20 protein-coding genes are annotated in these 24040 nt (G+C 72.6%); 14 read left to right on the top strand and 6 right to left on the bottom strand.

What is annotated here, in order from left to right:
• Positions 1-49: 49 nt before the first annotated feature.
• From ruvC to IE95_RS0109595, 9 genes are all read left to right on the top strand, one after another.
• The gene (gene ruvC, locus IE95_RS0109635; protein ID WP_030151418.1) at positions 50-613 is read left to right on the top strand and encodes a crossover junction endodeoxyribonuclease RuvC; all 564 of its coding nucleotides are present in this window, start codon (positions 50-52) and stop codon (positions 611-613) included.
• 131 nt (positions 614-744) lie between these two features.
• Positions 745-1386: a Holliday junction branch migration protein RuvA gene (gene ruvA / locus IE95_RS0109630; RefSeq protein ID WP_030151417.1), complete on the top strand. Its 642-nt coding sequence runs from the start codon at positions 745-747 to the stop codon at positions 1384-1386.
• Positions 1387-1450: 64 nt separating this feature from the next.
• Positions 1451-2536 (top strand): Holliday junction branch migration DNA helicase RuvB, encoded by a 1086-nt coding sequence (gene ruvB, locus IE95_RS0109625; protein WP_240666274.1) that lies wholly within the window; start codon positions 1451-1453, stop codon positions 2534-2536.
• A gap of 116 nt (positions 2537-2652) precedes the next feature.
• Positions 2653-3084, top strand: a complete 432-nt coding sequence (gene yajC, locus IE95_RS0109620; protein WP_030151415.1) for a preprotein translocase subunit YajC — start codon at positions 2653-2655, stop codon at positions 3082-3084.
• Positions 3085-3211: 127 nt separating this feature from the next.
• On the top strand, positions 3212-4972 hold the full coding sequence (secD, locus tag IE95_RS0109615) for a protein translocase subunit SecD (protein ID WP_240666267.1): 1761 nt from the start codon (positions 3212-3214) through the stop codon (positions 4970-4972).
• Positions 4972-6090 carry a protein translocase subunit SecF gene (gene secF / locus IE95_RS0109610; protein WP_030151413.1) on the top strand — a complete coding sequence of 373 codons (1119 nt, stop codon included), beginning with the start codon at positions 4972-4974 and terminating at the stop codon, positions 6088-6090. Before secD ends, secF begins: the two co-directional genes overlap by 1 nt.
• 6 nt (positions 6091-6096) lie before the next feature.
• Positions 6097-6669 carry an adenine phosphoribosyltransferase gene (locus IE95_RS0109605; protein ID WP_030151412.1) on the top strand — a complete coding sequence of 191 codons (573 nt, stop codon included), beginning with the start codon at positions 6097-6099 and terminating at the stop codon, positions 6667-6669.
• Between the two features lie 56 nt (positions 6670-6725).
• Positions 6726-9041, top strand: a complete 2316-nt coding sequence (locus tag IE95_RS0109600) for a RelA/SpoT family protein (protein ID WP_030151411.1) — start codon at positions 6726-6728, stop codon at positions 9039-9041.
• A gap of 82 nt (positions 9042-9123) precedes the next feature.
• On the top strand, positions 9124-10230 hold the full coding sequence (locus IE95_RS0109595) for an ATP-dependent DNA ligase (RefSeq protein ID WP_030151410.1): 1107 nt from the start codon (positions 9124-9126) through the stop codon (positions 10228-10230).
• Between the two features lie 107 nt (positions 10231-10337).
• Here the strand turns inward: IE95_RS0109595 and ligD are convergent, their stop codons facing one another.
• From ligD to IE95_RS0109575, 4 genes are all read right to left on the bottom strand, one after another.
• Positions 10338-11429, bottom strand: coding sequence for a non-homologous end-joining DNA ligase (gene ligD / locus IE95_RS0109590; protein ID WP_030151409.1), 1092 nt, complete (start codon positions 11427-11429; stop codon positions 10338-10340).
• A gap of 4 nt (positions 11430-11433) precedes the next feature.
• Positions 11434-12117 carry a hypothetical protein gene (locus IE95_RS0109585; protein WP_129429577.1) on the bottom strand — a complete coding sequence of 228 codons (684 nt, stop codon included), beginning with the start codon at positions 12115-12117 and terminating at the stop codon, positions 11434-11436.
• 104 nt (positions 12118-12221) lie between these two features.
• Positions 12222-13886 (bottom strand): DUF349 domain-containing protein, encoded by a 1665-nt coding sequence (locus tag IE95_RS0109580; protein ID WP_084690050.1) that lies wholly within the window; start codon positions 13884-13886, stop codon positions 12222-12224.
• Complete coding sequence (locus IE95_RS0109575; RefSeq protein ID WP_030151406.1) at positions 13883-14587, bottom strand: peptidylprolyl isomerase; 705 nt, start codon at positions 14585-14587, stop codon at positions 13883-13885. Before IE95_RS0109575 ends, IE95_RS0109580 begins: the two co-directional genes overlap by 4 nt.
• Before the next feature lie 165 nt (positions 14588-14752).
• Between IE95_RS0109575 and IE95_RS0109570 the strand changes: the two genes are divergently transcribed.
• From IE95_RS0109570 to IE95_RS0109560, 3 genes are all read left to right on the top strand, one after another.
• Entirely contained in the window at positions 14753-15601 is an 849-nt protein-coding gene (locus IE95_RS0109570) for an MBL fold metallo-hydrolase (protein WP_338068451.1), read from the top strand.
• A 44-nt stretch (positions 15602-15645) separates the two neighbouring features.
• Positions 15646-17049, top strand: coding sequence for a histidine--tRNA ligase (gene hisS / locus IE95_RS0109565; RefSeq protein ID WP_030151404.1), 1404 nt, complete (start codon positions 15646-15648; stop codon positions 17047-17049).
• A 185-nt stretch (positions 17050-17234) separates the two neighbouring features.
• Positions 17235-18260, top strand: a complete 1026-nt coding sequence (locus IE95_RS0109560; RefSeq protein WP_051702956.1) for an Rv2578c family radical SAM protein — start codon at positions 17235-17237, stop codon at positions 18258-18260.
• Positions 18261-18283: 23 nt separating this feature from the next.
• Here the strand turns inward: IE95_RS0109560 and IE95_RS0109555 are convergent, their stop codons facing one another.
• Positions 18284-18751 (bottom strand): PPOX class F420-dependent oxidoreductase, encoded by a 468-nt coding sequence (locus IE95_RS0109555; RefSeq protein WP_030151402.1) that lies wholly within the window; start codon positions 18749-18751, stop codon positions 18284-18286.
• Positions 18752-18887: 136 nt separating this feature from the next.
• Between IE95_RS0109555 and aspS the strand changes: the two genes are divergently transcribed.
• On the top strand, positions 18888-20714 hold the full coding sequence (aspS, locus tag IE95_RS0109550) for an aspartate--tRNA ligase (protein WP_030151401.1): 1827 nt from the start codon (positions 18888-18890) through the stop codon (positions 20712-20714).
• Positions 20715-20800: 86 nt separating this feature from the next.
• Positions 20801-21562 (top strand): GNAT family N-acetyltransferase, encoded by a 762-nt coding sequence (locus tag IE95_RS0109545; RefSeq protein WP_051702955.1) that lies wholly within the window; start codon positions 20801-20803, stop codon positions 21560-21562.
• Between the two features lie 120 nt (positions 21563-21682).
• On the opposite strand, the gene IE95_RS0109540 is transcribed toward IE95_RS0109545, so the two are convergent.
• Positions 21683-23995, bottom strand: coding sequence for an MMPL family transporter (locus IE95_RS0109540; protein WP_030151399.1), 2313 nt, complete (start codon positions 23993-23995; stop codon positions 21683-21685).
• Between the last annotated feature and the right edge of the window lie 45 nt (positions 23996-24040).

Genomic DNA, 24040 nt, shown 5'->3' with positions numbered 1-24040 from the left:
GCACGCGTGGGAGCCCTTCGCCGTGGGCGGCCCGTGAGAAGGTGAGCGCGTGCGCGTGCTCGGAGTGGACCCAGGACTGACCCGCTGCGGGATCGGCGTCGTCGACTCGCTGCCCGGCCGGCGCGCCCGCATGGTCGCGGTCGGGGTCCTGCAGAGCCCGCCCGACCAGTCCGTCGACCTGCGCCTGCTCACCATCTCCCAACGCCTCGACGCGTGGATGGACGAGCACGTCCCCGACGTCGTGGCCGTCGAACGCGTCTTCGCCCAGCACAACGTCAGCACCGTCATGGGCACCGCCCAGGTCGCGGGCCTCGCGATGGTCGCCGCCGCGCGCCGCGGGGTGCCCGTCGCGATGCACACCCCGAGCGAGGTCAAGGCCGCCGTGACCGGCACCGGGCGCGCCGACAAGATCCAGGTCCAGCGCATGGTCGCGCGCATCCTCGAGCTCGCGGAGCTGCCCAAGCCCGCCGACGCCGCCGACGCCCTGGCCCTCGCGATCTGCCACCTGTGGCGCCCCGCGGGCGCCCTGCAGGGCGGCGACCGGCACCAGCTCACCCCCGCACAGCGCGCGTGGGCCGCGGCCGAGCAGGCCTCGCGCGGCCCCCGCCGCTGACCCCAGGCCGGTGCCCACGGCGAGGCTCGCCCGGGACCCCCGCCGCCCGTTGCTAGAGTGACCCGAGGTTCGTACAGGTGTTCGGGGCCGGCCGCGCGCGGCCGGGACCCGCGAGGAAGCATGGAGGCACAGTGATCGCTTCGCTGTCGGGCACGGTCGCGGACGTCCGCCTGGACCGCGCCGTCATCGACGTGGGAGGCACCGGGGGAGCCGTGGGCTACCTCGTCCACGCGACCCCCGCGACCCTGTCCGCGCTGCGCGTGGGCGAACCCGCCCGCCTGGCCACGAGCATGGTCGTCCGCGAGGACTCCTTCACGCTGTTCGGCTTCGCCGACGACGACGAGCGCACCGTGTTCGAGGCCGTGCAGACCGTCAGCGGCGTCGGCCCGCGCCTGGCCCTGGCCATGCTCGCGGTCCACACCCCCGACGCCCTGCGCCGCGCCGTCGCAGGCGAGGACATCGCCGCGCTCATGCGCGTGCCCGGCATCGGCCGCAAGGGCGCCCAACGCATCGCGCTCGAGCTCGGCGACAGGCTCGGCGCCCCCACGGGCACGGACCCGGACCAGACCCCGGGCACCCCGGGCACCCCCGTGGTCGACGACCAGCGCGACCAGGTCGTCCAGGCGCTCGTCGGTCTCGGATGGAACCCCAAGGCCGCCGAGGACGCCCTCGCCACGGTCCTGACCCAGGCCGGGGCCGACGCCGTCGCCCCCGACGAGATCGCCGGCGCCCTGCGAGCCGCGCTGCGTGTCCTGGGCGGCCCCCGTGGCTGACTTCGACAGGGTGGGTTTCGGGCCGGACCACGCACCCGGCCACGAGCCGTTCACGTCCGAGCGCATCGTGACCTCGACCGCGGACGACCTCGAGCGTGCCGCCGAGGCAGCCCTGCGACCGCGCCGCCTCGAAGAGTTCGTCGGGCAGCTCGTCGTGCGCGACCAGCTCTCCCTCGTCCTGCAGGCCGCGCTCGCCCGCGGCGCCACCCCCGACCACGTCCTGCTCTCGGGCCCGCCCGGGCTCGGCAAGACGACCCTCGCGATGATCATCGCGGCCGAGCTCGGCACCTCGCTGCGCGTCACGTCGGGCCCCGCGATCCAGCACGCGGGCGACCTCGCCGCCGTCCTGTCCTCCCTCGAGGAGGGCGAGGTCCTGTTCATCGACGAGATCCACCGCCTCGCACGCCCCGCCGAGGAGCTGCTGTACGTCGCGATGGAGGACTTCCGGGTCGACGTCGTCGTCGGCAAGGGAGCCGGGGCCAGCGCCATCCCGCTGTCCCTGCCGCCCTTCACCGTCGTGGGCGCCACCACGCGCGCAGGCCTCCTGCCCGCCCCGCTGCGCGACCGCTTCGGGTTCACCGGCCACCTCGACTTCTACTCCGCCGAAGAGCTCGAACGCGTCATCATCCGCTCGGCCGGGCTCCTCGGCGTCGAGATCAAGCACGCCGCCGCCCACGAGATCTCCGGCCGCTCGCGCGGCACGCCCCGCATCGCCAACCGTCTCCTGCGCCGCGTGCGCGACTGGGCGCAGGTGCGCGGCGACGGGACCATGGACCTGCGGGCCGCACGCGCAGCCCTGGAGGTCTACGAGGTCGACGAGCTGGGCCTCGACCGCCTCGACCGCGCGGTGCTCGGCGCCCTGTGCACCCGGTTCGGGGGAGGGCCCGTGGGCCTGAGCACCCTCGCCGTGACCGTGGGCGAGGAGTCCGAGACGGTGGAGACCGTCGCCGAACCCTTCCTCGTGCGCGAGGGCCTGATCGGGCGCACCCCGCGCGGGCGCGTGGCCACCCCCGCGGCCTGGGCCCACCTCGGGCTCACCCCGCCCGACCCCCTGACGCCCCGCGGTCCCGGCGCCGGGCTCGGGGCCGGGAACGGGCAGCGGGCCGGCTCCGGGCGGTCGGGCGGAACCCTGTTCGACACGGGGGCCTAGACTGAGGGAATCTGAGCGGCGGAACTCCACGGCCGGACGGTTCGTTGTTGATCCGTACGCGTGCGCCTAGACTGCCGCGCAGATCCCAGCACAGAACAGGAACCGGTTACCCCGTCATGGACTTCAGCCTCATTCTCATCCTCGCTCTCGCCGCCGGAGCGATGTTCCTCATGACCAACCGGTCGCGCAAGGCACAGAAGGAAGCGGCTGCCTTCCGGACCAACCTGGCCCCCGGCCAGGAGGTCATGACCGGGTCGGGCCTGTTCGGCACCATCGTCGACGTCGACGAGGAGAAGGACATCATCACGATCGAGTCCACACCCGGCACCCAGACACGCTGGCTGCGTGCAGCGATCGCCAAGCTCGTCGAGCCGCCCGTCGAGGACGACAGCACCGACGAGCAGGGCGAGAGCACCGAGGAGGACGCGGTCCACGGCGACGCAGCCCGCACCTCGTCGGTGGACGACGTCCTCGACGTCCCGGACGACCTGTCCGGGCTCACGGACAAGCCGGGTGACAAGCGGGACGACGGCACCGACAGCAAGTGACATCACGTCGCACCCCGATCCCGGGGTGCGACGTCGACCCGCGCCATCTCGCGATGTCGCGCGCACGAGAAGAGACGGATAGTTGGCCACCTCCAACACACGACGCGCCAGGCCCGTACGCACCCTGGTGACCCTCGCTGTACTGATCCTCGCGCTGTTCGCGTCGATCTTCGCCGGCACCAAGTGGTCGGACGCGAGCACCACGCCAGGGCTCGCCCTCGACCTGGAGGGCGGCACGCAGATCATCCTGACGCCGATCGCCTCCGAGGGTGAGGTCACCGACGAGACGATCACCCAGGCGATCAACGTGATCCGCCAGCGCGTCGACTCCTCGGGGGTGAGCGAGGCCGAGATCACGAGCCAGGGCAAGAACATCGTCGTCGGGCTGCCCGGCACCCCGAGCGACGAGACGCTCGACCTCGTGCGCAAGTCCGCGCAGATGCGGTTCCGGCCCGTCCTGACCGTCGGCGCCCCCACCCCGGTCGAGTCCGAGACCCCGGCCGAGGCACCCACGGAGCCCGAGACCCCCGTCGTCCCGGCCAACCCGAGCGACCTCGCCCAGATCACCCCCGCGATCCAGGCCGAGTTCGACGCGCTCGACTGCACCGCCCCCACGAACCTCACCGGCGGCCTCGGGGACGACCCCGACGCGCCCCTGGTCACGTGTGCCGACGACGGCACCGCGAAGTACATCCTGGGGCCGGTCGAGATCGAGGGAACCGAGATCGCCAACGCCAGCTCGGGCATGGGCACCACGGCCCAGGGCGTGAGCACCGGCCAGTGGGTCGTCAACCTCGAGTTCAACAACGCGGGCACCGAGGCGTTCCGGGACACGACGACGCGCCTGGTCTCCCTGCCCGCACCGCAGAACGCGTTCGCGCTCGTCCTCGACGGTCTCGTGATCTCCGCCCCGACCGCCAACGACGCCATCACGGACGGCAAGGCCGAGATCTCCGGCAGCTTCACCCGCGAGAGCGCCGCGCTGCTCGCCAACCAGCTCAACTTCGGCTCGCTCCCGCTGACGTTCGAGGTCCAGAGCGAGCAGCAGATCTCCGCGACCCTCGGCAGCGAGCAGCTCGAGAAGGGCCTCATCGCCGGTGCGATCGGCCTCCTGCTGGTCGTCGTCTATTCGCTCTTCCAGTACCGGGCCCTGGGCATGGTCACCGTCGCCTCGCTCGGCATCGCTGCGGTGCTCACCTTCGGGGTGATCCTGCTGCTGTCCTGGACGATCGGGTACCGGCTCTCGCTGCCCGGCGTCGCCGGCATCATCGTCGCGATCGGCATCACCGCGGACTCGTTCATCGTGTACTTCGAACGCATCCGTGACGAGCTGCGTGACGGCCGCACCCTGAACTCGGCCGTCGAGAAGGGCTGGGACCGTGCACGGCGCACCATCCTGGCCTCCGACGCGGTCAACTTCCTCGCCGCGGTCGTGCTGTACTTCCTGGCCGTGGGCGGCGTCCGCGGCTTCGCGTTCACGCTCGGGCTGACGACCCTGATCGACCTGGTCGTGGTGTTCATGTTCACCCACCCGGTCATGCAGCTCCTCGCGAAGACCAAGTTCTTCGCCAACGGGCACCCCGCCTCGGGGCTGGACCCCCGCCGCCTCGGTGCGACCGCCCGCTACGCGGGACGTGGCCGCGTCAGCCGCCCCGCAGACGCCTCCGACAAGGACGCGTCGACCGCCGACGCGCCGCTCGACGAGCCCTTCGCCAGCCCCGCACGCGAAAAGGTGGGCGCCGGCGCCAGCCTCGGTACCGCCTCCACGGGCGACGGCTCACGCATGACGATCGCCGAGCGTCGTGCCGCGGCCCGACGTGCGGCCGGGCCCGACGCCACCACCACCGACTCCTCGACCGAGGGCGACAAGAACGAGGAGAACCTCTGATGGCGCAGGGATTCGCCCAGTGGGGCAACGACCTCTACACCGGACGCAAGTCCTACCAGATCGTCGGCAACCGCCGCCGCTTCTACATCGTCGCGATCGTCATGGTCGTCCTGTCGTTCGGGGTCCTGCTCACCAAGGGGTTCAACCTCGGCATCGACTTCCGCGGCGGCTCCGAGTTCGTCGTCTCCAACGTGAGCGACACCAGCCAGCAGCCCGCGATCGACGCCGTGGCCGAGGTCGCCCCGGCCGAGGTCCCGCGCGTCACGACCGTCGGCGGCGCCGCGATCCGCGTCCAGACCGACCGCCTGACCACGGAGGAGGTCACCGAGGTCCGGGACGCCCTCGCGGGCGCCTACTCCGTGACCGAGGACGACGTCACGACCGCGTTCATCGGCCCGAGCTGGGGCAAGGACGTGTCGCAGAAGGCCATCACGGGCCTCATCGTCTTCCTCGCCCTCGTCGGGCTCGTCATGACGATCTACTTCCGCAACTGGCGCATGGCCGCCGCGGCGCTCATCGCGCTCTTCCACGACCTCATCATCACGGTCGGGATCTACGCGGCGATCGGCTGGGAGGTCACCCCGGCGACCGTGATCGGCTTCCTGACGATCCTCGGCTACTCGATCTACGACACCGTCGTGGTCTTCGACAAGGTCCGTGAGAACACGCACGGCATCCTCGACCAGACCCGCAGCACGTACGCCGAGCGCGCGAACCTCGCGGTCAACCAGACGCTGGTCCGGTCGATCAACACCTCGGTCGTGGCCCTGCTGCCCGTGAGCGCCATCCTGTTCATCGGCGCCTTCCTCCTCGGAGCGGGCACGCTGCGCGACATCTCGCTCGCACTGTTCGTCGGCATGGCCGTCGGCGCGTACTCCTCGATCTTCCTGGCCACGCCCCTGGAGGTCACGCTGCGCGAGCGCGAGCCCGCCATCAAGGAACACACCACGAAGGTCCTCGAGAAGCGTGCGGCGCTCGTCGCGCAGGCTGCCCAGTCGACGGGAGACGCGGCGGGTGACGCCGTCCTGGCCGCCGCAGGGGTCCAGGGAGCCGGCCAGCTCCAGCCCGGATCCCACCAGGGCAACAAGGCTCAGCCGCGCCGCAAGCGGGGGCACTGACCTCTCATGAGCACCAGCAGCATCCTTCCCGTCGGCCTGACGGGCCTGGGGGACGAGCGCGCCGCCGAGGTCCTCGGACTGATCCGTGACGTCCCGGACTACCCCCAGCCCGGTGTCACGTTCCGTGACATCACCGGCCTGCTCGCCGACGGCAGGGCACTCGGCGACGTGGTCGACTCCCTCGCGGCCTTCGCCGCAGGGGGCGTCGACCTCGTCGCCGGTCTGGAGGCCCGCGGCTTCCTCATCGGCGCCCCGCTCGCGACCCGCCTTGGCGTCGGCTTCCTGCCGTTGCGCAAGGCGGGCAAGCTCCCGCCGCCCACCGAGACCGTCACCTACGACCTCGAGTACGGCACCGCCTCGATCGAGCTGCGCACCGGCACGCTCGCGCCCGGGGCACGGGTCCTCGTGGTCGACGACGTGCTCGCCACGGGCGGGACCGCCTCGGCCGGTGCCGAGCTCGTGGAACGCTGCGGCGGCGTCGTCGTCGGCCTCGCGTTCCTGCTCGAGCTCGACGGCCTGGGGGGCCGCGAACGGCTCGCGGGCCGTCAGGTCGACACGCTCCTGCGCGTGGAGTCGTAGGATTGCCACTCCGACGGACGTCGAGATTCTCCGGCGATCAGGGTGAGGAGGCACGCGTGAGCGAAGAGACACGGACCGGTCGGTCCACGAGCGACAGCGGGCAGTCCTCGGCAGCACGGGTACGGTCGCGGTTGGTGAGGTTCGGGGTCCGGGGGAGCCAAGGAGGCATCCCGGCGCTCGAACCCGTGCTCCAGGCCGTGCGCACCAACCACCCCAAGTCCGACCTGTCGGTCATCGAGCGCGCCTACGCGACCGCGGAGAAGGCCCACCGCGGTCAGATGCGCAAGAGCGGCGACCCGTACATCACGCACCCCGTGGCCGTCGCGACCATCCTCGCCGACCTCGGCTTCGACGGCGCGACGCTCGCCGCCGCCCTGCTCCACGACACGGTCGAGGACACCGAGTACTCGCTCGACCACCTGACCCAGGAGTACGGCGAGGAGATCGCCATGCTCGTCGACGGAGTCACCAAGCTCGACAAGGTGACGTACGGCGACGCGGCCCAGGCCGAGACGGTCCGCAAGATGGTCGTGGCCATGGCCCGCGACATCCGTGTCCTGGTGATCAAGCTCGCCGACCGCCTGCACAACGCCCGGACGTGGAAGTTCGTCCCCTCGTCGTCGGCCGAGCGCAAGGCACGCGAGACGCTCGAGATCTACGCACCCCTCGCGCACCGCCTCGGCATGAACACGATCAAGTGGGAGCTCGAGGACCTGTCGTTCGCGACCCTCTACCCCAAGGTGTACGAGGAGATCGTGCACCTGGTCGCCGAGCGCGCCCCGGCCCGCGAGGAGTACCTCGCCGTGGTCCGCGAGCAGGTGACCGCGGACCTGCGCACCGCGAAGATCAAGGCGACCGTGACCGGGCGCCCCAAGCACTACTACTCGATCTACCAGAAGATGATCGTGCGCGGGCACGACTTCGCGGAGATCTACGACCTGGTCGGCGCGCGCGTCCTCGTGGACACCGTGCGCGACTGCTACGCGGCGCTCGGCGCGCTGCACGCGCGATGGAACCCCGTCCCCGGGCGGTTCAAGGACTACATCGCGATGCCGAAGTTCAACATGTACCAGTCGCTGCACACCACGGTGATCGGCCCCGGCGGCAAGCCCGTCGAGATCCAGATCCGCACGCACGACATGCACCGCCGCGCCGAGTACGGGGTCGCGGCGCACTGGAAGTACAAGGAGGTCGCCAAGTCGAGCGGCGCTCCAGACACCGCGTCGACCGACATGCAGTGGCTGCGCCAGCTCGTCGACTGGCAGCGCGAGACCGCGGACCCCTCGGAGTTCCTCGACTCGCTGCGCTTCGAGATCGGCGGCGCGGAGGTCTACGTCTTCACGCCCAAGGGCGACGTCATCGCGCTGCCCGCGGGCTCGACGCCCGTCGACTTCTCCTACGCGGTGCACACCGAGGTCGGCCACCGCACCATGGGTGCGCGCGTCAACGGGCGTCTCGTCCCGCTCGACTCCACGCTGGAGAACGGCGACGTCGTCGACGTCCTGACGTCCAAGTCGGAGACCGCGGGCCCCAGCCGTGACTGGCTCGCGTTCGTCTCCAGCCCGCGCGCCCGCAACAAGATCCGCCAGTGGTTCTCCAAGGAGCGCCGCGAGGAGGCCGTCGAGCACGGCAAGACCGCGATCGCCAAGGCCATGCGCAAGCAGAACCTGCCGATCCAGCGCCTGCTCAGCCACGAGTCCCTCGTGGGTCTCGCGAACGAGATGCGCTACCCCGACGTCTCGGCGCTCTACGCGGCGATCGGCGAGGGCCAGGTCTCGGCCGCGAGCGTCGTGAGCAAGCTCGTGCACGCCCTCGGGGGCGAGGACGGCGCGTCGGAGGACCTGGCGGAGATCACGCGCCCCGGGCACACGGCCCGCCGCCCCCGCACGGGCGACCCGGGCGTGGTCGTCAAGGGCGTGGAAGACATCTGGGTCAAGCTCGCCAAGTGCTGCACCCCGGTGCCGGGCGACGAGATCATCGGCTTCATCACGCGCGGGCAGGGCGTCAGCGTCCACCGCGCGGACTGCGCCAACGTCGTGGGGCTGCGCAACCAGCCCGAACGCATCGTCGACGTCGACTGGACCACGGGCAGCAACGCGCTGTTCCTGGTGCAGATCCAGGTCGAGGCGCTCGACCGAGCCCGCCTGCTCTCGGACGTGACGCGGGTCCTGTCGGACCACCACGTCAACATCCTCTCGGCGACGGTGTCGACCTCGAACGACCGGGTCGCGATGTCCCGCTTCGTGTTCGAGATGGCCGAGCCGGGCCACCTGGCCACGGTCCTGTCCGCGGTGCGCAAGGTCGACGGCGTGTTCGACGTCTACCGCATCACGGGCTCCAAGGCCGAGGAGCGGCCGCAGCTCCCGGCGTGAACCCTTCCTGCCCTGAGGAGCAGTGCGCGGGGCCGGCCGGGCTCGACAGGTGCCCGGGCGCCCCCGGTGGCAGCATCGGGGGATGGACCTGCCCGTGCTGCCGCCCACGCTGCCCATGCTCGCGAAGTCCGTCTCGGGCATCCCGGACCCCGTCGCGGTCGAGGGCGGCCTGGTGTTCGAGCCCAAGTGGGACGGCTTCCGGGCGATCGTCTACCGGGACGGGGACGAGGTGCGCCTCGACAGCCGCAGCGCCAAGCCCATGGAGCGGTACTTCCCGGACGTCGTGGCGGCCGTGCTCGACGCCCTGCCCGAGCGGTGCGTCGTCGACGGGGAGATCGTGCTCGCGCAAGCGGGGCGGCTCGACTTCGAGGCGCTCCAGCAGCGCATCCACCCCGCAGCCTCGCGCGTCGGACGCCTGGCCGAGGAGACCCCGGCGAGCCTCGTGGTGTTCGACCTGCTGGCCCTGGGCGACGACGACGTCACGGCCGAGCCCCTGAGCCGTCGCCAGGAGCTGCTCGAGGGCCTGCGGCTCGGCGGCCCGCACGTGCACCTGACCCCGCGCACGACCGACCGTGCGGTGGCCCAGGAATGGTTCGCCGTCTTCGAGGGGGCGGGCCTCGACGGGGTCGTCGCCAAGCCGCTCGCGGCGCCCTACCAGCCGAACAAGCGCGTCATGCTCAAGGTCAAGCACGAGCGCACGGCCGACGTCGTGCTCGCGGGGTACCGCCTGCACAAGACCTCGACCCCCGAGGAACCTCTCGTGGGCTCGCTGCTCCTGGGGCTGTACGACGACGCGGGGGTGCTGCAGTTCGTCGGGGTCGCGGCGTCGTTCCCCCGGGCGCGCCGCGCCGAGCTCGTCACCGAGCTGGCCCCGCTCGTGGTCGACCCGGACAGCGCAGGGGCGGCCGAGCACCCCTGGGCCGGGTGGGAGAGCCCCGGCACGGGCCGCATGCCCGGCGCACAGTCGCGGTGGAGCGGCACGAAGGACCTGTCGTTCGTCCCGTTGCGGACCGAGCAGGTGCTCGAGGTTGCGTACGACCACATGGAGGGCAGCCGGTTCCGGCACACCGTCCAGCTCCGGCGCCGACGCACGGATCGCGAGCCGTCGTCGTGCACGTACGACCAGCTCGAGGAGCCCGTGAGCTACCGCCTCGACGAGCTGCTGCCGGGGGCGCCGGGCGTGGCGTGAGCGGGCACCCGAGACCGACGGCCCGCGACATCACCCCGCGACGGCGATGCGCGCGCCGCAGGAGGCGCTCCAGGCCCCCTTCTCGGCCCGACCGGGCCGGGCAGGGGTCAGGCGTCCTGGGTCTCCTCGTCGTGCCGTGAGGCGTCCTTGCTGGGCTGCACGCGCTTGGGCTCGCCGGGCATCTTGGGGTGCTCGGGCGGGTAGGGCAGGTCGCCCAGGCCGTGGTCGCGCTCGTCGCGCGCAGCGAGCTCGAGGGTCTGGTCGAGCGAGCACCGTGGCTCGGGGGCCGCCGCGTCGAGGCGCGCGTGCAGGTCGCCCACGTCCGCGAAGCGCGCAGGCATGGTCAGCACGTCGAAGTCGTCCGGCCCGACGTCGGGCACCTCCTCCCAGCGCAGCGGCGCCGAGACCGTGGCCCGGGCGTTGGAACGGATCGAGTACGCCGAGGCGATCGTGCGGTCGCGCGCCATCTGGTTGTAGTCGACGAAGATCTTGACCCCGCGCTCCTCCTTCCACCACTTCGTCGTGACCTGGTCGGGCAGGCGGCGTTCGAGCTCGCGCCCGATCGCGATCGTCGCCCGGCGCGCCTGCACGAAGCTCCACCGCGGCTCGACCGGGACGAACACGTGCAGCCCGCGGCCGCCCGACGTCTTGGGGAAGCCCTCCAGCCCGAGCTCTCCCAGCAGCTCGCGCAGGTGCGGGGCGACGCGCGCGGCGTCGGAGTAGTCGGTGCCGGGCTGCGGGTCCAGGTCGATGCGGAGCTGGTCGGGGGACTCCACGTCCGCGCCCGTCACGGGCCAGGGGTGGAAGGTCAGGGTGCCGAGGTTGGCCGCCCACAGCACGACCGCGAGCTCGGTGGGGCACACCTCGTCGGCCGTGCGGCCGCTCGGGAACGCGATCCGGGCCGTCTCGACGTAGTCCGGGGCCCCCTGAGGGATGCGCTTCTGGTAGAACGCGTCGCCGCTGCTGTCCGTGCGGGTGCTCAGGCGTGCACCCTCGAAGACGCCCTTGGGCCAGCGTTCGAGCGTCGTGGGACGATCGCGAAGCGCCGCGAGGATGCCCGGCCCGACCGACCGGAAGTACGTGACGACGTCGAGCTTGGTCAGCCCGCGGCCGGGGAAGACGACACGGTCGGGGCTCGTGACGCGCACGGTGCGCCCGTCGACGTCGAGCTCGACCGCCGGGGTCGTGGAACGAGGCATCCCCTCACGGTAGGCGCGAGGCCGCCCTGGCGCCCGCCGACGATCCGGCACCCTGCGCTGCGGACGCGACCGACAGGTCCGTGAGGAGCGCCCGCGCCCGTGGGCGCCCCGTGCGCCGGTGACGCAGGTCCAGGACACGCAGAGCCGCCCCGACGTCCAGGCCGGCCTGCTCCACCAGGGCCCGCAGGACGGGGACAGCGAGCCCCGGGTCCGTCAGGCACGCGACGTCCACCGCGGTCCGTTCGACGGTCGTCACGAGGACGGTCCCGAGCTCGACCGTCTCGGGGCGCAGCAGGGCGCTCTGGCGCGCGACCCGGCCGTGGCGCGGCGGCGGACGGTGCACGCCGAGCGGGTGGACGACCTCGACCACGGCATCGACCGGGACCCCGCAGTGGACCCACGCGGCGCTCACCCCACCGACCACGGTGCGCGGGGGAACGAGGGGAGCCAGGGAGAGCGCGCGGAGCACGGGGGTGAGCATCGTCGTCGGGCGGACCGCGACGTCACCCCGGACCCGGACGAGGGCACCGCACCGGACCAGGTCCGTCCAGGCGACACGACCACCCACGTGCTCGGGGCGGACCAGGAGCGGGGCGTCCTCGACGTGCACGTCCATGGCGAGGTCCGCAGGCGTGCGCGCACGGACCGGGGGAGCGGCGGGGGACTCGACAGGGGGCGGCGTCGTCACGGAAGCAGCCTGACGTGCCCGACAGGCATGCGCGAGGGGCCCGCGCCGGCCTGTGGACAAGGCGTTCGTCCACAGGCCTGCACGGACCCCTCGGGTGACGCGGATCAGCCGCGCGAGTCCTCGGCAGCCTTCACGACCTGCTCGAGCCACGCACGACGAGCCGTGATCGCCGACTCGATCTCGGCGACCTTGCGCTTGTCGCCCTTGGCCGTCGCGGCAGCCAGGTCCTCCTCGAGCCCCGCGATCGCGGACTCGAGCTGAGCAGCAGCCCCCTCGGCGCGGGCCCGCGTCTCGGGGTTCGAGCGGGACCACTGCGACTGCTCGGCGTCACGGACCGCGGTCTCGACCGCACGCAGGCGCGCCTCGACGCGCTGGACGTCGGCACGCGGCACCTTGCCCGCGTCCTCCCACTTCTCCTGGATGTCGCGCAGCGCGACCTTGGCCTGGGCCAGGTCCGTGACCGGCACGAGCTTCTCGGCCTGCTCCAGCAGAGCCTCCTTGACCACGAGGTTCTGCGCGTACTCGGCATCCGTGGCGGCGTTGAGCTCGTCACGAGCCTGGAAGAACGCGTCCTGGGCCGCACGGAAACGAGCCCACAGGGCGTCGTCGTCGCGACGGTTGGCGCGCCCCGCAGCCTTCCACTCGGTCATGAGGTCGCGGAAAGCACCCGCCGTCGCACCCCAGTCCGTGCTGTTCTGCAGGGCCTCGGCACGCTGGACCAGCTTCTCCTTGACCTCCTTGGCCGAGGAGTTGCGCTGCTCCAGCTCGGCGAAGTAGTGCCGGCGCTCGCGGTCGAAGGCCGTCCGGGCGTGGCTGAAGCGCTTCCAGAGCGCCTCCTCGCTGGTCCGGTCGATCCTGGGGCCGTTGCGCTGGGCGTCCTTCCACTGGTCGAGGAGCTTGCGCAGCTCCTCGCCCGCAGGACGCCACTGGATGCGCGACGGGTCGGTCGAGGCGATCTTCTCGGCGGCCTCGATGATCTCGGTGCGTGCCGCGAGCGCCGCCTCCTTGGCCGCGTTGCGCTCGGCCTCGAGCTCGGCGCGGCGCGAGGCTGCGACGGTGCGCAGGGACTCGACGTGCGCGCGCAGGCCGTCGAGGTCGCCCACGGCGGACGGCTCGGTGGTCTCCTCGGTGAGCTTGGCGAGGGTCGAGTCGATCTCCTTGACGGACAGGTCCGTGCCGGTCAGTCGTGCCTCGAAGAGCGCGACCTTGGCGTGGAGGTCGAGGTAGCGGCGCACGTACAGCGCGAGCGCCTCCTCGGGGGTGACGCCGGGGAACTGTCCGACGCTGCGCTCGCCTGCGGCCTCGGTCACGTAGACCGTTCCGTCCTCGTCGACGCGGCCGAAGCCTGCGGCGGCCTTGGCGGCCGCGCTGTCGTCGGGGATGACGGCGGCGGCCGCTGCCGGGGCGATGGTCGCCGCGGCAGGGGCGGCGGGGGCCGGGGTCCCGGGCTTGGGGGGACGCGGGACCGGGATCGCGCGCGGCTTGGGTGCGGCCGAGGGCTTGGGCACGGCGGCCGGCTGGGGGGTCGGTGCGGCCTCGGTCCCGGCGGGAGCCGGGGCGTCGGGCGTCTCGGCAGGAGTCTCGTCCGTGACGGGCGCGGCGTCCTCGTCGCTCGCTGCGGGCGCGTCCGTCGTGGCCTCGGGCGCGTCGGTCGCGGGCGCTGCCTCGGTCGGTTCAGCGACCGCCGGCACCTCGACCTGCTCCGTCGCGGGGGCCTCCTCGGATGCCTGCGCCGGAGAGTTCGCGTGGTTCTCGGTGCTCTCGCTCACTGGGTCTCAACTCCTTCGATGGTGACCGGGGTGGCGGGGGAGCCGTTGCCGGTTCCCTCCGCTGTGCCCGCGTCAGCGACTGCTCGGACGACGTCCAAGCCGGATGTGATCTTGCCGAAGACGGTGTACCCGCCGGTGTTCGTCGGCAAGGTGGTGTCCTCGTAGACGAGGAAGAACTGGCTGCCGTGGGAGTCCGTGGTCTGTGCACGGGCCATGGCGATGGTGCCGGCGGGGAAGAACCCGTCCTCGGGGGTGTTCTCGACGGGCCCGAACTCGTAGCCCGGTCCGCCCGTGCCGGTGCCTGTGGGGTCCCCGCACTGCAGGATGAAGATGTTCGCCGTGGTCAGGCGGTGGCAGTCGGTCCCGTCGAAGTACTTCTCGCGGGCGAGCGAGACGAAGTTCGCGACGGCCTGCGGGGCGGCCTTCCCGTCGAGCGTGAAGGCGATGTCTCCCGCGCTGGTCCGCAGCTCGCCGGTCCACTCGCGGTCCTGGGCGGCCGAGGCCGGGGCGAGCGTGTACGTCTTCTCGGGGGGGTTGGCGTTGACGGCGAGCGCGGTCACGCCGGCGACGAGCGCGACCCCGGAGACCGCCGCGGCGACGGTCCATGCCCGACGTCTGCGGGCGCGGGCGCCGGCCTGGCGCTGGGTCCACTTCTGCTCACGCAGGCGGGCACGCTCGCGGTCGCGCTTGCTCGTTGACACCCCAACTCCTTCGTCTCACGCCACGGGCAGGTCCGCGTGCCGGCGCGAAGGCGCGTACTCGCACGGGTGATCCACGGTTTCAGAGGACAGTCTAGGCATCGGGAGCGGTCCGGCGCGGTGACTTTCCGCCTTTCAGGTCACGGTCCGGTATCAGGTGTCCTGTTTGTGACGTCGGTACTGTCGGTGCTCATGGACATCTTCCTCGTGGTCGCCCCCGTGTTCGGGACCAACTGCACGATCGTCGCGCCCGGGTCGCGCGACGCCCTGCCCGACGGCGTCGCGCGCCCGTGCGTGATCGTCGACGCGGGGGCAGGGGTCGTCCCGGGCGTCACGGCGCTCGTGCGCGAGCACGGCCTGTCACCGACCGCGGTCCTCGCGACGCACGGGCACGCCGACCACACGTGGGACGCCGCGGAGCTGTGCGACCTCTACGGGGTGCCGCTGTGGATCCATGCGGCCGACGCGTACCGGCTCGTGGACCCGCTGGGCACGATCGAGCACGGGACCTCGGCGGACGGACCTCTCACGAGCGGGCCGCTGGCAGCCGCGCTCGCGGCAGGCGGCGCCCGTGCCGAGGACTACCGGGAACCGGGCGAGGTCCGCACGTTCGGCTCGGGCGGTGGGTCCGGCGCCTCGGTGGCCCCCGGTCCCGGTGGCGCCTCGGTGGCCGACCCGCGCGTCCGGCTCGACCTGGGCGGCGTCCTGGTCGACGCCCTGCACGCGCCGGGCCACACCCAGGGGTCCACGCTCTACCTCCCGGTCGTCGCTGGCGACGAGGACGGCGGCGGCGCGGGCGACGGACAGGTGGCCGGGGTCGTCCTTGCGGGCGACGTCCTGTTCGCCGGGTCCGTGGGGCGGACCGACCTGCCCGGAGGAGACGGCGAGACGATGCAGCGCACCCTGCGCGACGTCGTCGGGCACCTCGACGACGCCCTCCAGGTGGTCCCCGGCCACGGCCCGCTCACCACGGTCGGCCGCGAGCGCCGCACCAACCCGTACCTGCGCGGTCTGTGAACCGATTGCTCGTCCGGTCCGGGAGTCTGGAAAGATCGGGTCCCATGGCCCGACCTACACCTCTCTCCGGTTTCCCTGAATGGCTCCCTGCTGGACGCGTCGTGGAGCAGCACGTGCTCGACACGCTGCGTCGCACGTTCGAGCTCCACGGGTTCGCGGGGATCGAGACGCGGGCCGTCGAGCCCCTGGACCAGCTGCTGCGCAAGGGGGAGACCTCCAAGGAGGTGTACGTGCTGCGCCGCCTCCAGGAGGAGGGCGACCCGTCGGACGGAGCCGCGGGGGACCGGGGTGGCAAGGGCGACAAGCAGCTCGGTCTGCACTTCGACCTGACCGTGCCCTTCGCCCGGTACGTGCTGGAGAACGCCGGGCACCTGGCGTTCCCGTTCAAGCGGCACCAGATCCAGAAGGTGTGGCGCGGTGAGCGCCCGCAGGACGGGCGCTTCCGCGAGTTCGTGCAGGCGGACATCGACGTCGTGGGTGCGGGCGAGCTGCCCTACCACTTCGAGGTCGAGCTGCCGCTGGTCATGGCCGAGGCGTTGGGCGAGCTGCGCTCGATCGGCGTGCCCGAGGTCCGCATCCTGGTGAACAACCGCAAGGTCGCCGAGGGCTTCTACCGCGGGCTGGGCCTGGGCGACGTCGAGGGCGTGCTGCGCAGCATCGACAAGCTCGACAAGGTCGGGCCGGACAAGGTCGCGGCGCTGCTGGTCGCAGAGACCGGCGCGACGCCCGAGCAGGCGGCCGCGTGCCTGGCGCTCGCGGCGATCTCCGGCTCGGACGCGAGCGTCGCGGAGCGGGTGCGGGCGCTCGCGGACGAGCACGGTGTGACGTCGGAGCTGCTCGAGGAGGGACTGGGAGAGCTGTCGGCGCTGATCGACGCGGCGGCCGTGCGGGCGCCGGGCGTCGTGGTCGCTGATCTCAAGATCGCGCGCGGCCTGGACTACTACACGGGCTCGGTCTACGAGACGGTGCTGGTGGGGCACGAGCAGCTCGGGTCGATCTGCTCGGGCGGGCGCTACGACACCCTGGCCTCCGACGGCGCGAACACCTACCCGGGCGTGGGGCTCTCGATCGGGGTCTCGCGCCTCGTCTCGCGGCTGCTGAGCGCGGGCCTGGTCCGTTCGACGCGGTCGGTGCCGAGCGCGGTCGTGGTCGCGGTGACGAGCGAGGAGACGCGGCCCGCGTCGGACGCGGTCGCGGTCGCGCTGCGCTCGCGCGGCATCCCGGTCGAGGTCGCGCCGAGCGCGGCGAAGTTCGGCAAGCAGATCAAGTTCGCGGACCGCCGCGGCATCCCGTTCGTGTGGTTCCCCGCGGGGATCGGCGCGGACGGCGAGGTCGTGCCGCACCAGGTCAAGGACATCCGATCGGGCGAGCAGGTCGCCGCGGACCCGGCGGTGTGGGCGCCGTCGGCGGAGGACCTGTGGCCGCGCGTGGTCCCCGCGGGGGAGTGAGCCCGCAGCCCGGGCGCTGACCCGGACGGACGTGAGGCCCGGCAGGGGGTTCCCTGCCGGGCCTCATGCGTGCGCGCCGGGGCGTGCGGGCGACGGTTCAGGCCTCGGGGATCTCCCGGCGGCCCAAGGCCGTGCCGCTGGCGACCGCGTCGACCATCTGATCGAACATGTGTTCGAATGGTGCGATGAGGTGGGACGGGCAGGCGATCACGGCGGACGACGGCGCGCTGCCCGGGCTCGGCCGCATCGCGGGGCTCGTGCGCACGGTGCGCACACCGGAGTTCGCCGGGGTCACGTTCCACGAGGTGCTCGCCAAGAGTGCGCTGTCCAAGGTGCCGGGGGAGTCCCGCATGCCGTTCACCTGGACGATCAACCCGTACCGCGGATGCTCCCATGCGTGCTCCTACTGCTTCGCGCGCCCCTCGCACCGCTACCTCGACATGAACCCCGGCGAGGACTTCGACAGTCAGATCGTCGTCAAGATGAACGTCGCCGACGTGCTGCGCACCGAGCTCGCCAAGCCGTCCTGGGCGGGCGACGCGGTCGCGCTCGGCACCAACACGGACCCGTACCAGCGCGCCGAGGGTCGCTACCGGCTCATGCCGGGGATCATCGACGCGCTCGAGGCCTCGCGCACGCCGTTCTCGATCCTCACCAAGGGCACGCTCCTGCGCCGCGACCTGCCGCGCCTGACGCAGGCGGCCGAGCGCGTCGACGTCGGCATCGGCGTCTCCCTGGCCTTCGTCGACGAGGACCTCCAGCAGGCCGTCGAGCCCGGCACACCCACGCCGCGCGCCCGCCTCGACCTCGTCCGCGCCGCCCGGGCGGCAGGGCTGCCGTGCGGGGTCATGATCGCCCCCGTGCTGCCGTGGCTGACGGACTCGACCGACCACCTCACGCGCCTGCTCGACGCGGTCCACGAGGCGGGTGCGACGGGCGCCACGGTGCTCCCGCTCTTCCTCAAGCCCGGCACCCGCGAATGGTTCATGGCCTGGCTGCGCCGCGACCACCCCGAGCGGGTCGCGGGCTACGAGCGCGTCTACGCGGGCGGGTCGTACGCGAGCCGCGCGTACCGCGACTGGCTGTGGGAGCGGGTGCGGCCGCTGCTCGTCGAGCGCGGTTTCGCGAGCGCCGGTCACCGGGCGCAGGCGCTCGCGTCCGGACGCACGAGCCCGAACGCAGCCGCGAGCGCCGAGCAGCTGCTCTTCTAGGCCTCGGGCGTGGTCCTCGGCGCTCAGTCCTGTGCGAGCCGTGCCGGGAAGCCGCCCGTGGCCACGGGCCCCCAACCCGTGATGGTCACGCGCAGCAGCGACTTGCCCTGCGCGACCATGGCCTGGCGGTACTCGTCCCAGTCGGGGTGCTCCCCGGCGACCGACCGGTAGTACTCGACGAGGGGCTCGACCGAGTCGGGCAGGTCGATGACCTCGGCCGTGCCGTCGACCTGCACCCAGGCGTCGTCGAAGTCCTCGCCCAGGACGCACAGCGACGCGGCGGGGTCGCGCCGCAGGTTCACGGCCTTGGCACGGTCGGGGTAGGTCGAGACGACGACGCGCCCCTCGCCGTCGACCCCGTACGTGACGGGGCTCATCTGCGGGGCGCCGTTCGCGCGCCGGGTGAGCAGCACCGCACGCCGGTCGGCGCGCAGGAACTCGACGAGCTCGGCGCGCCCGAGCCGTTCGGTGGTCGCGATCCGCCTGGCCATGCGTGCCTCCCGGTGGGTTCTCCTGAACGTGGTCCGCCCACAGACTAGACTCGTCCGAGTGCGTCGTCTGCGCACCCCCCACTCCCATCCCGGGACGCCACTGTGCGCCCCGGCATGTTCCGGAAGGACTCTCTCCGTGCTTCGCACCCACACAGCCGGCTCCCTGCGGGCCGAGCAGATCGGTCAGACCGTCACCCTCACCGGTTGGGTCGATCGTCGCCGCGATCACGGTGGGGTGGCCTTCATCGACCTGCGCGACGCCTCGGGCATCGCCCAGGTCGTCATCCGCGACGAGTCGATCGCGCACCCGCTGCGCGCCGAGTTCGTGCTCCAGGTCACCGGTGTGGTCTCCCGTCGCCCCGAGGGCAACGAGAACAAGAACCTCCCCACGGGTGAGGTCGAGGTCGTGGTGAGCGACGTCGTCGTGCTCAACGAGTCCGCGCCCCTGCCGTTCCAGGTCTCCACGGCCCTCGAGGGCACCGAGGTCATCGGCGAGGAGGCGCGCCTCAAGCACCGCTACCTTGATCTGCGCCGCCCCACCCCGGCCCACGCCCTGCGCCTGCGCGCCAAGGCGAACCAGGCCGCGCGCCGCGTGCTCGACGAGCAGGACTTCGTCGAGATCGAGACCCCGACCCTGACGCGTTCGACGCCCGAGGGGGCCCGTGACTTCCTGGTGCCCGCGCGCCTGGCCCCCGGCTCCTGGTACGCCCTGCCGCAGTCGCCGCAGCTGTTCAAGCAGCTGCTCATGGTCTCGGGCATGGAGCGCTACTACCAGATCGCCCGCTGCTACCGCGACGAGGACTTCCGCGCGGACCGTCAGCCCGAGTTCACGCAGCTCGACGTCGAGATGAGCTTCGTCGAGCAGGACGACGTGATCGCGCTCGGCGAGAAGATCCTCGTTGCGCTGTGGGACCTCATCGGGTACGAGATCCCCACGCCGATCCCGCGCATGACGTTCCACGACGCGATGCGCCTGTACGGGTCGGACAAGCCGGACCTGCGCTTCGGCAACCCGCTCGTCGAGCTCACGGACTACTTCAAGGACACCCCGTTCCGCGTGTTCCAGGCCGAGTACGTGGGCGCCGTCGTCATGGCGGGCGGGGCCTCGCAGCCGCGCCGCCAGTTCGACGCCTGGCAGGAGTGGGCCAAGCAGCGCGGGGCCAAGGGCCTGGCGTACGTGACGTTCCAGGAGGACGGGACCCTCGCGGGCCCGGTCGCCAAGAACCTGTCCGACGCCGAGCGCGAGGGCCTGCGCGACGCGACCGGCGCGCAGCCGGGCGACGCGGTGTTCTTCGCCGCGGGCCGGACCAACGAGTCGCGCGCCCTGCTGGGCGCGGCCCGCCAGGAGATCGCCAAGCGCACCGGGCAGATCGACGAGAACGCCTGGGCGTTCGTCTGGATCGTCGACGCCCCGCTGTTCAAGCCCACGGGTGAGGCCGCCGACGAGGGCGACGTCGCCCTCGGCAACTCGGCCTGGACCGCGGTGCACCACGCGTTCACCTCGCCCACGCCCGAGTGGATCGACACGTTCGAGCAGAACCCGGGCGAGGCGCTCGCGTACGCGTACGACATCGTGTGCAACGGCAACGAGATCGGCGGCGGCTCGATCCGTATCCACCGCCGCGACGTCCAGGAGCGCGTGTTCGCGGTCATGGGCATCGGCGAGGAGGAGGCGCAGGAGAAGTTCGGCTTCCTCCTCGACGCCTTCGCGTTCGGCGCCCCGCCGCACGGCGGCATCGCGTTCGGCTGGGACCGCATCGTGGCGCTGCTGACGAAGTCGGACTCGATCCGCGACGTCATCGCGTTCCCCAAGTCGGGCGGCGGGTTCGACCCGCTGACGCAGGCGCCCGCGCCGATCACGGCGCAGCAGCGCAAGGAGGCGGGCGTCGACGCCAAGCCCAAGGCCGCGCCCACCGACGAGCCGGTCGCCGCGGCTGACGCTGCCGCCGCCGGGAAGGCGTGAGCGCCCCGGACACCCGCACGCAGGCAAGGACGCTGGGAGGCTCGACCGGTCTGAGGGACCGGTGGGCCTCCCACCCCTTTGTCCTGGTGGACCTCCCCGAGTGGGACGTGCGCGGGGTGTGGCAGGACGAGCACGCGTGCGTGCTGAGCGTGGCGGCGTCGGCTCCCCTGGGAGAGGGCGGGGTGCCCGACGGCGGCGCTCACCACCAGCGCCTCGGCCTGTGGGGCATGGGCTCGCCCGAGGCGACCGCGAACCTGCTGGCGCGCGTGGCGCAGGACGGCGAGCTCGGTGAGCACGTCGTGAGCGCGGGCCTGCCGCGCGGAACCCTCGCGGTCCTGGGGGACCGGTGCAGGGACCGGCGCGGAGACCTGCCGGCGATCCTGAGCGACCCTGAGCGTGAGCGCTCGGTCTCGACGTGGGACTTCTTCGCGACCCGTGAGGCCCCCGCCGCCCAGCCGGGCGAGGAGCACGTCGAGGCGCTGACCGGCCCCTCGGTCGCGGCCGAGGTCCGGGCGTGCCTGGACGTGGCGAACCCGCTCGCCGAGACGAGCCCCGAGGACCCGCTCGTCCGATGGTGGGGCTGGCGGGACCCTCAGGGCGTGCTGCGCGGGGTCGTCGGCGCCCGCCAGGCAGCACCGGGTGCGCCGTGGTCGCTGGGCAGCGTCGCGACCGACCCGGCGTGGCGCGGGCACGGCATCGCCGCGGCGACCACGGCCGTCGTGACCCGTGCCGGGCTCACCGAGTCCGACTGGGTGACGTTGGGCATGTACGCCGACAACGACGCGGCCCGCCGCGTCTACACGCGCCTGGGCTACGCCGTCGTGCAGGAGTTCGAGAGCCGGCACTGACCCCGGTCCGCCACCCACGCCGCCCCTCGAGTGCGGAGTTCTTGCGCGACACGCCGGGCGTGTCGCGCAAGAACTCCGCACTCAGCGGACGGGAGCGGGGGTGGGGAGCGGGGGCGTGCGTCAGTGGGTGATCGAGAAGCGCTCGTACACGCGCCGCATGGGCCGCGGCGCCCACCAGTTCGCGCTCCCCAGCAGCGTCATCGTCGCTGGGACGAGCAGGATCCGCACGATCGTCGCGTCGATGAAGACCGCCACGGCCAGCGCGAACCCGACCTCCTTGATGACCAGCAGCTCGCCGAACACGAAGCCCGCGAACACCACGATGATGATGGCCGCGGCCGACGTGATGATGCGCCCCGACCGCTGCAGCCCCAGGCGGACCGCCTCGTCGTTCGTCGCGCCAGCGTCGTGCAGCTCCTTGATGCGGGACAGCAGGAACACCTCGTAGTCCATGGCCAGCCCGAACGCGAACGCAATGACCAGGGCCACGACGTACGTCTCGATGCCGCCCGCCGACGCGAAGTTCAGCACCCCCTCCAGGTGCCCCTCCTGGAACACCCACACCAGCACGCCCAACGACGCGGCCAACGACAGGGCGTTCGTCAGGAGCGCCTTGACGGGGATGAGCACGGACCCTGTCATGAGGAACAGCAGCACGAACGTCGCGACCACCACGATCCCCACGGCCCACCACACCCGGTCCGCGAGCGCCGCCCGGAAGTCGACCTGCCCCGCGGCCTGCCCGGTGACGTAGAACGTGAACCCGGGGTCCTGGGCGCGCAGCTCCTCGACGACGGCCACCGCCTCGGGGCTGCCCGCGTCGGCGGTGTCGAGGTGGACCCCGACGAGCGCGTGGTCGTCGCCGACGGGGACCGCGGGGTCCACCCGCTCGACGCCGTCGAGGCCCGCGGTCTCGTCGGCCCAGGCCTGGGCGTCCTCGGTCGTGGAGTCGGTCACGACGCGCACGTCGGCGCTCGCGGACGCGGGGAACTGGGCGGAGAGCTCGTCGACGAACTCGCGCTGGGGGGAGCTCTGGGGGAGCAGCTCGATGCCGGAGTTGCGCATCTGCAGGCCGAGGACGGGCAGCGCGAGCACCACCAGGACGGCGACGGTGGCGAGCATGACCCACATCGGGTGGCGTTGGACGCGGCCGGTGAGCCGGGAGAAGAAGCCCTCGTCGGACTGGACGTCGGCGGTGCGGGCCAGGACGGCGCGCAGCCCGGGGACCTTGCTCAGGACGCCGGGCCGGACCAGCCGGTGGCCCGCGAGCGCGAGCAGGGCGGGCACGAGGGTCATGGCGGTCGCGACGGCGATGAGGATGACGGCGAGCCCGGCGGCGCCGATGGCGCGCAGGATGTCGGGCTCGAAGACCATGAGGCCTGCGATCGAGATCGCGACGGTCAGCGCGGAGAAGGCCACGGTGCGCCCGGCGGTGGCCATGGTGCGCACGACGGCGACCGTCACGTCGGGGTCGTGACGTCGCGAGCGTCGGGTCCTGCGGGTCGTCCGGGACGCAGCCGCCGTGTCGGGCCCGGCCGCCGCGGCCGGTGTGGCGTCGGGGGACGTCGCGCGCCCCGGCGCCGCGTCGTCGAGGGCGTGCAGCTCCTCGCGGAAGCGGGACACGATGAGCAGCCCGTAGTCGATCGAGAGTCCCAGGCCCAGCAGCGTGACGACGTTGACGACGGACGCGTCGATGGTCAGCGGGTAGGACAGGACGAGCAGGACGCCGAGCCCGGCGCCGATCGAGGCGACGGCCCCGGCCATGGGCATGGCGGCCGCGAGGAACCCCCCGAAGACCAGGACCATGACGAGCAGCGCGATGGGCAGGGCGATCATCTCGCCCGTCGTGAGGTCCTTCTCGACCTGGGACGTGATGGCCTCGACGATCAGGTCGTCGCTCGACACGAGCCCGGTCGCGTCCGGGGCCACGTCGGCGAGGTCCGCGGGGACGGCCTCGAGGATCTCGACGACGTCGCTCGCCGCCGCGGCCCCGGCGTCCTCGTCGAGTCCCGGCTCGAGCGTCACGGACAGCACGAACCCGTCGCCGTCGGCGGCGACGAGCGACTGCGCGGCCTCGGTCGCGACGCCGCCGGGGACCACGAACGGGTCGACGACCGTCTCGACGCCGGCGACCGCGGCGAGCTCGGCGTGCACGGGGTCCATGGCCTCGGCGAGGGCCGGGTCCGCGGGGTCGACCCCGCTCACGAGGAGGGAGACGGTCTGGCCCGTCTCGGTCTGCTCGGTGAGGATCTGCGTGCCGCGCTCGCTCTGCGAGCCGGGGACCGCCGGCTCGCCCGTGGTCAGGCGGTCGAACAGGCTCTCGCCGTGGACGCCCACGACGGCGAGGGCGAACCCCAGGGCGGTCAGCACCACCCACACGGCGACGGTCAGGCGGGGACGGTGGGCGACGGCGCGGCCAAGGCTCTCGAACACCCCGTCAGCATGGCACCTCGCGCGGTGCGGCGCCGAGCCGCGCGC

This window comes from Oerskovia turbata (assembly GCF_000718325.1).
Taxonomy (GTDB): Bacteria; Actinomycetota; Actinomycetes; order Actinomycetales; family Cellulomonadaceae; genus Oerskovia; species Oerskovia turbata.
The sequence above is the reverse complement of the archived record's forward strand: the minus strand, read 5'-3'. Positions and strand labels throughout refer to the sequence as shown.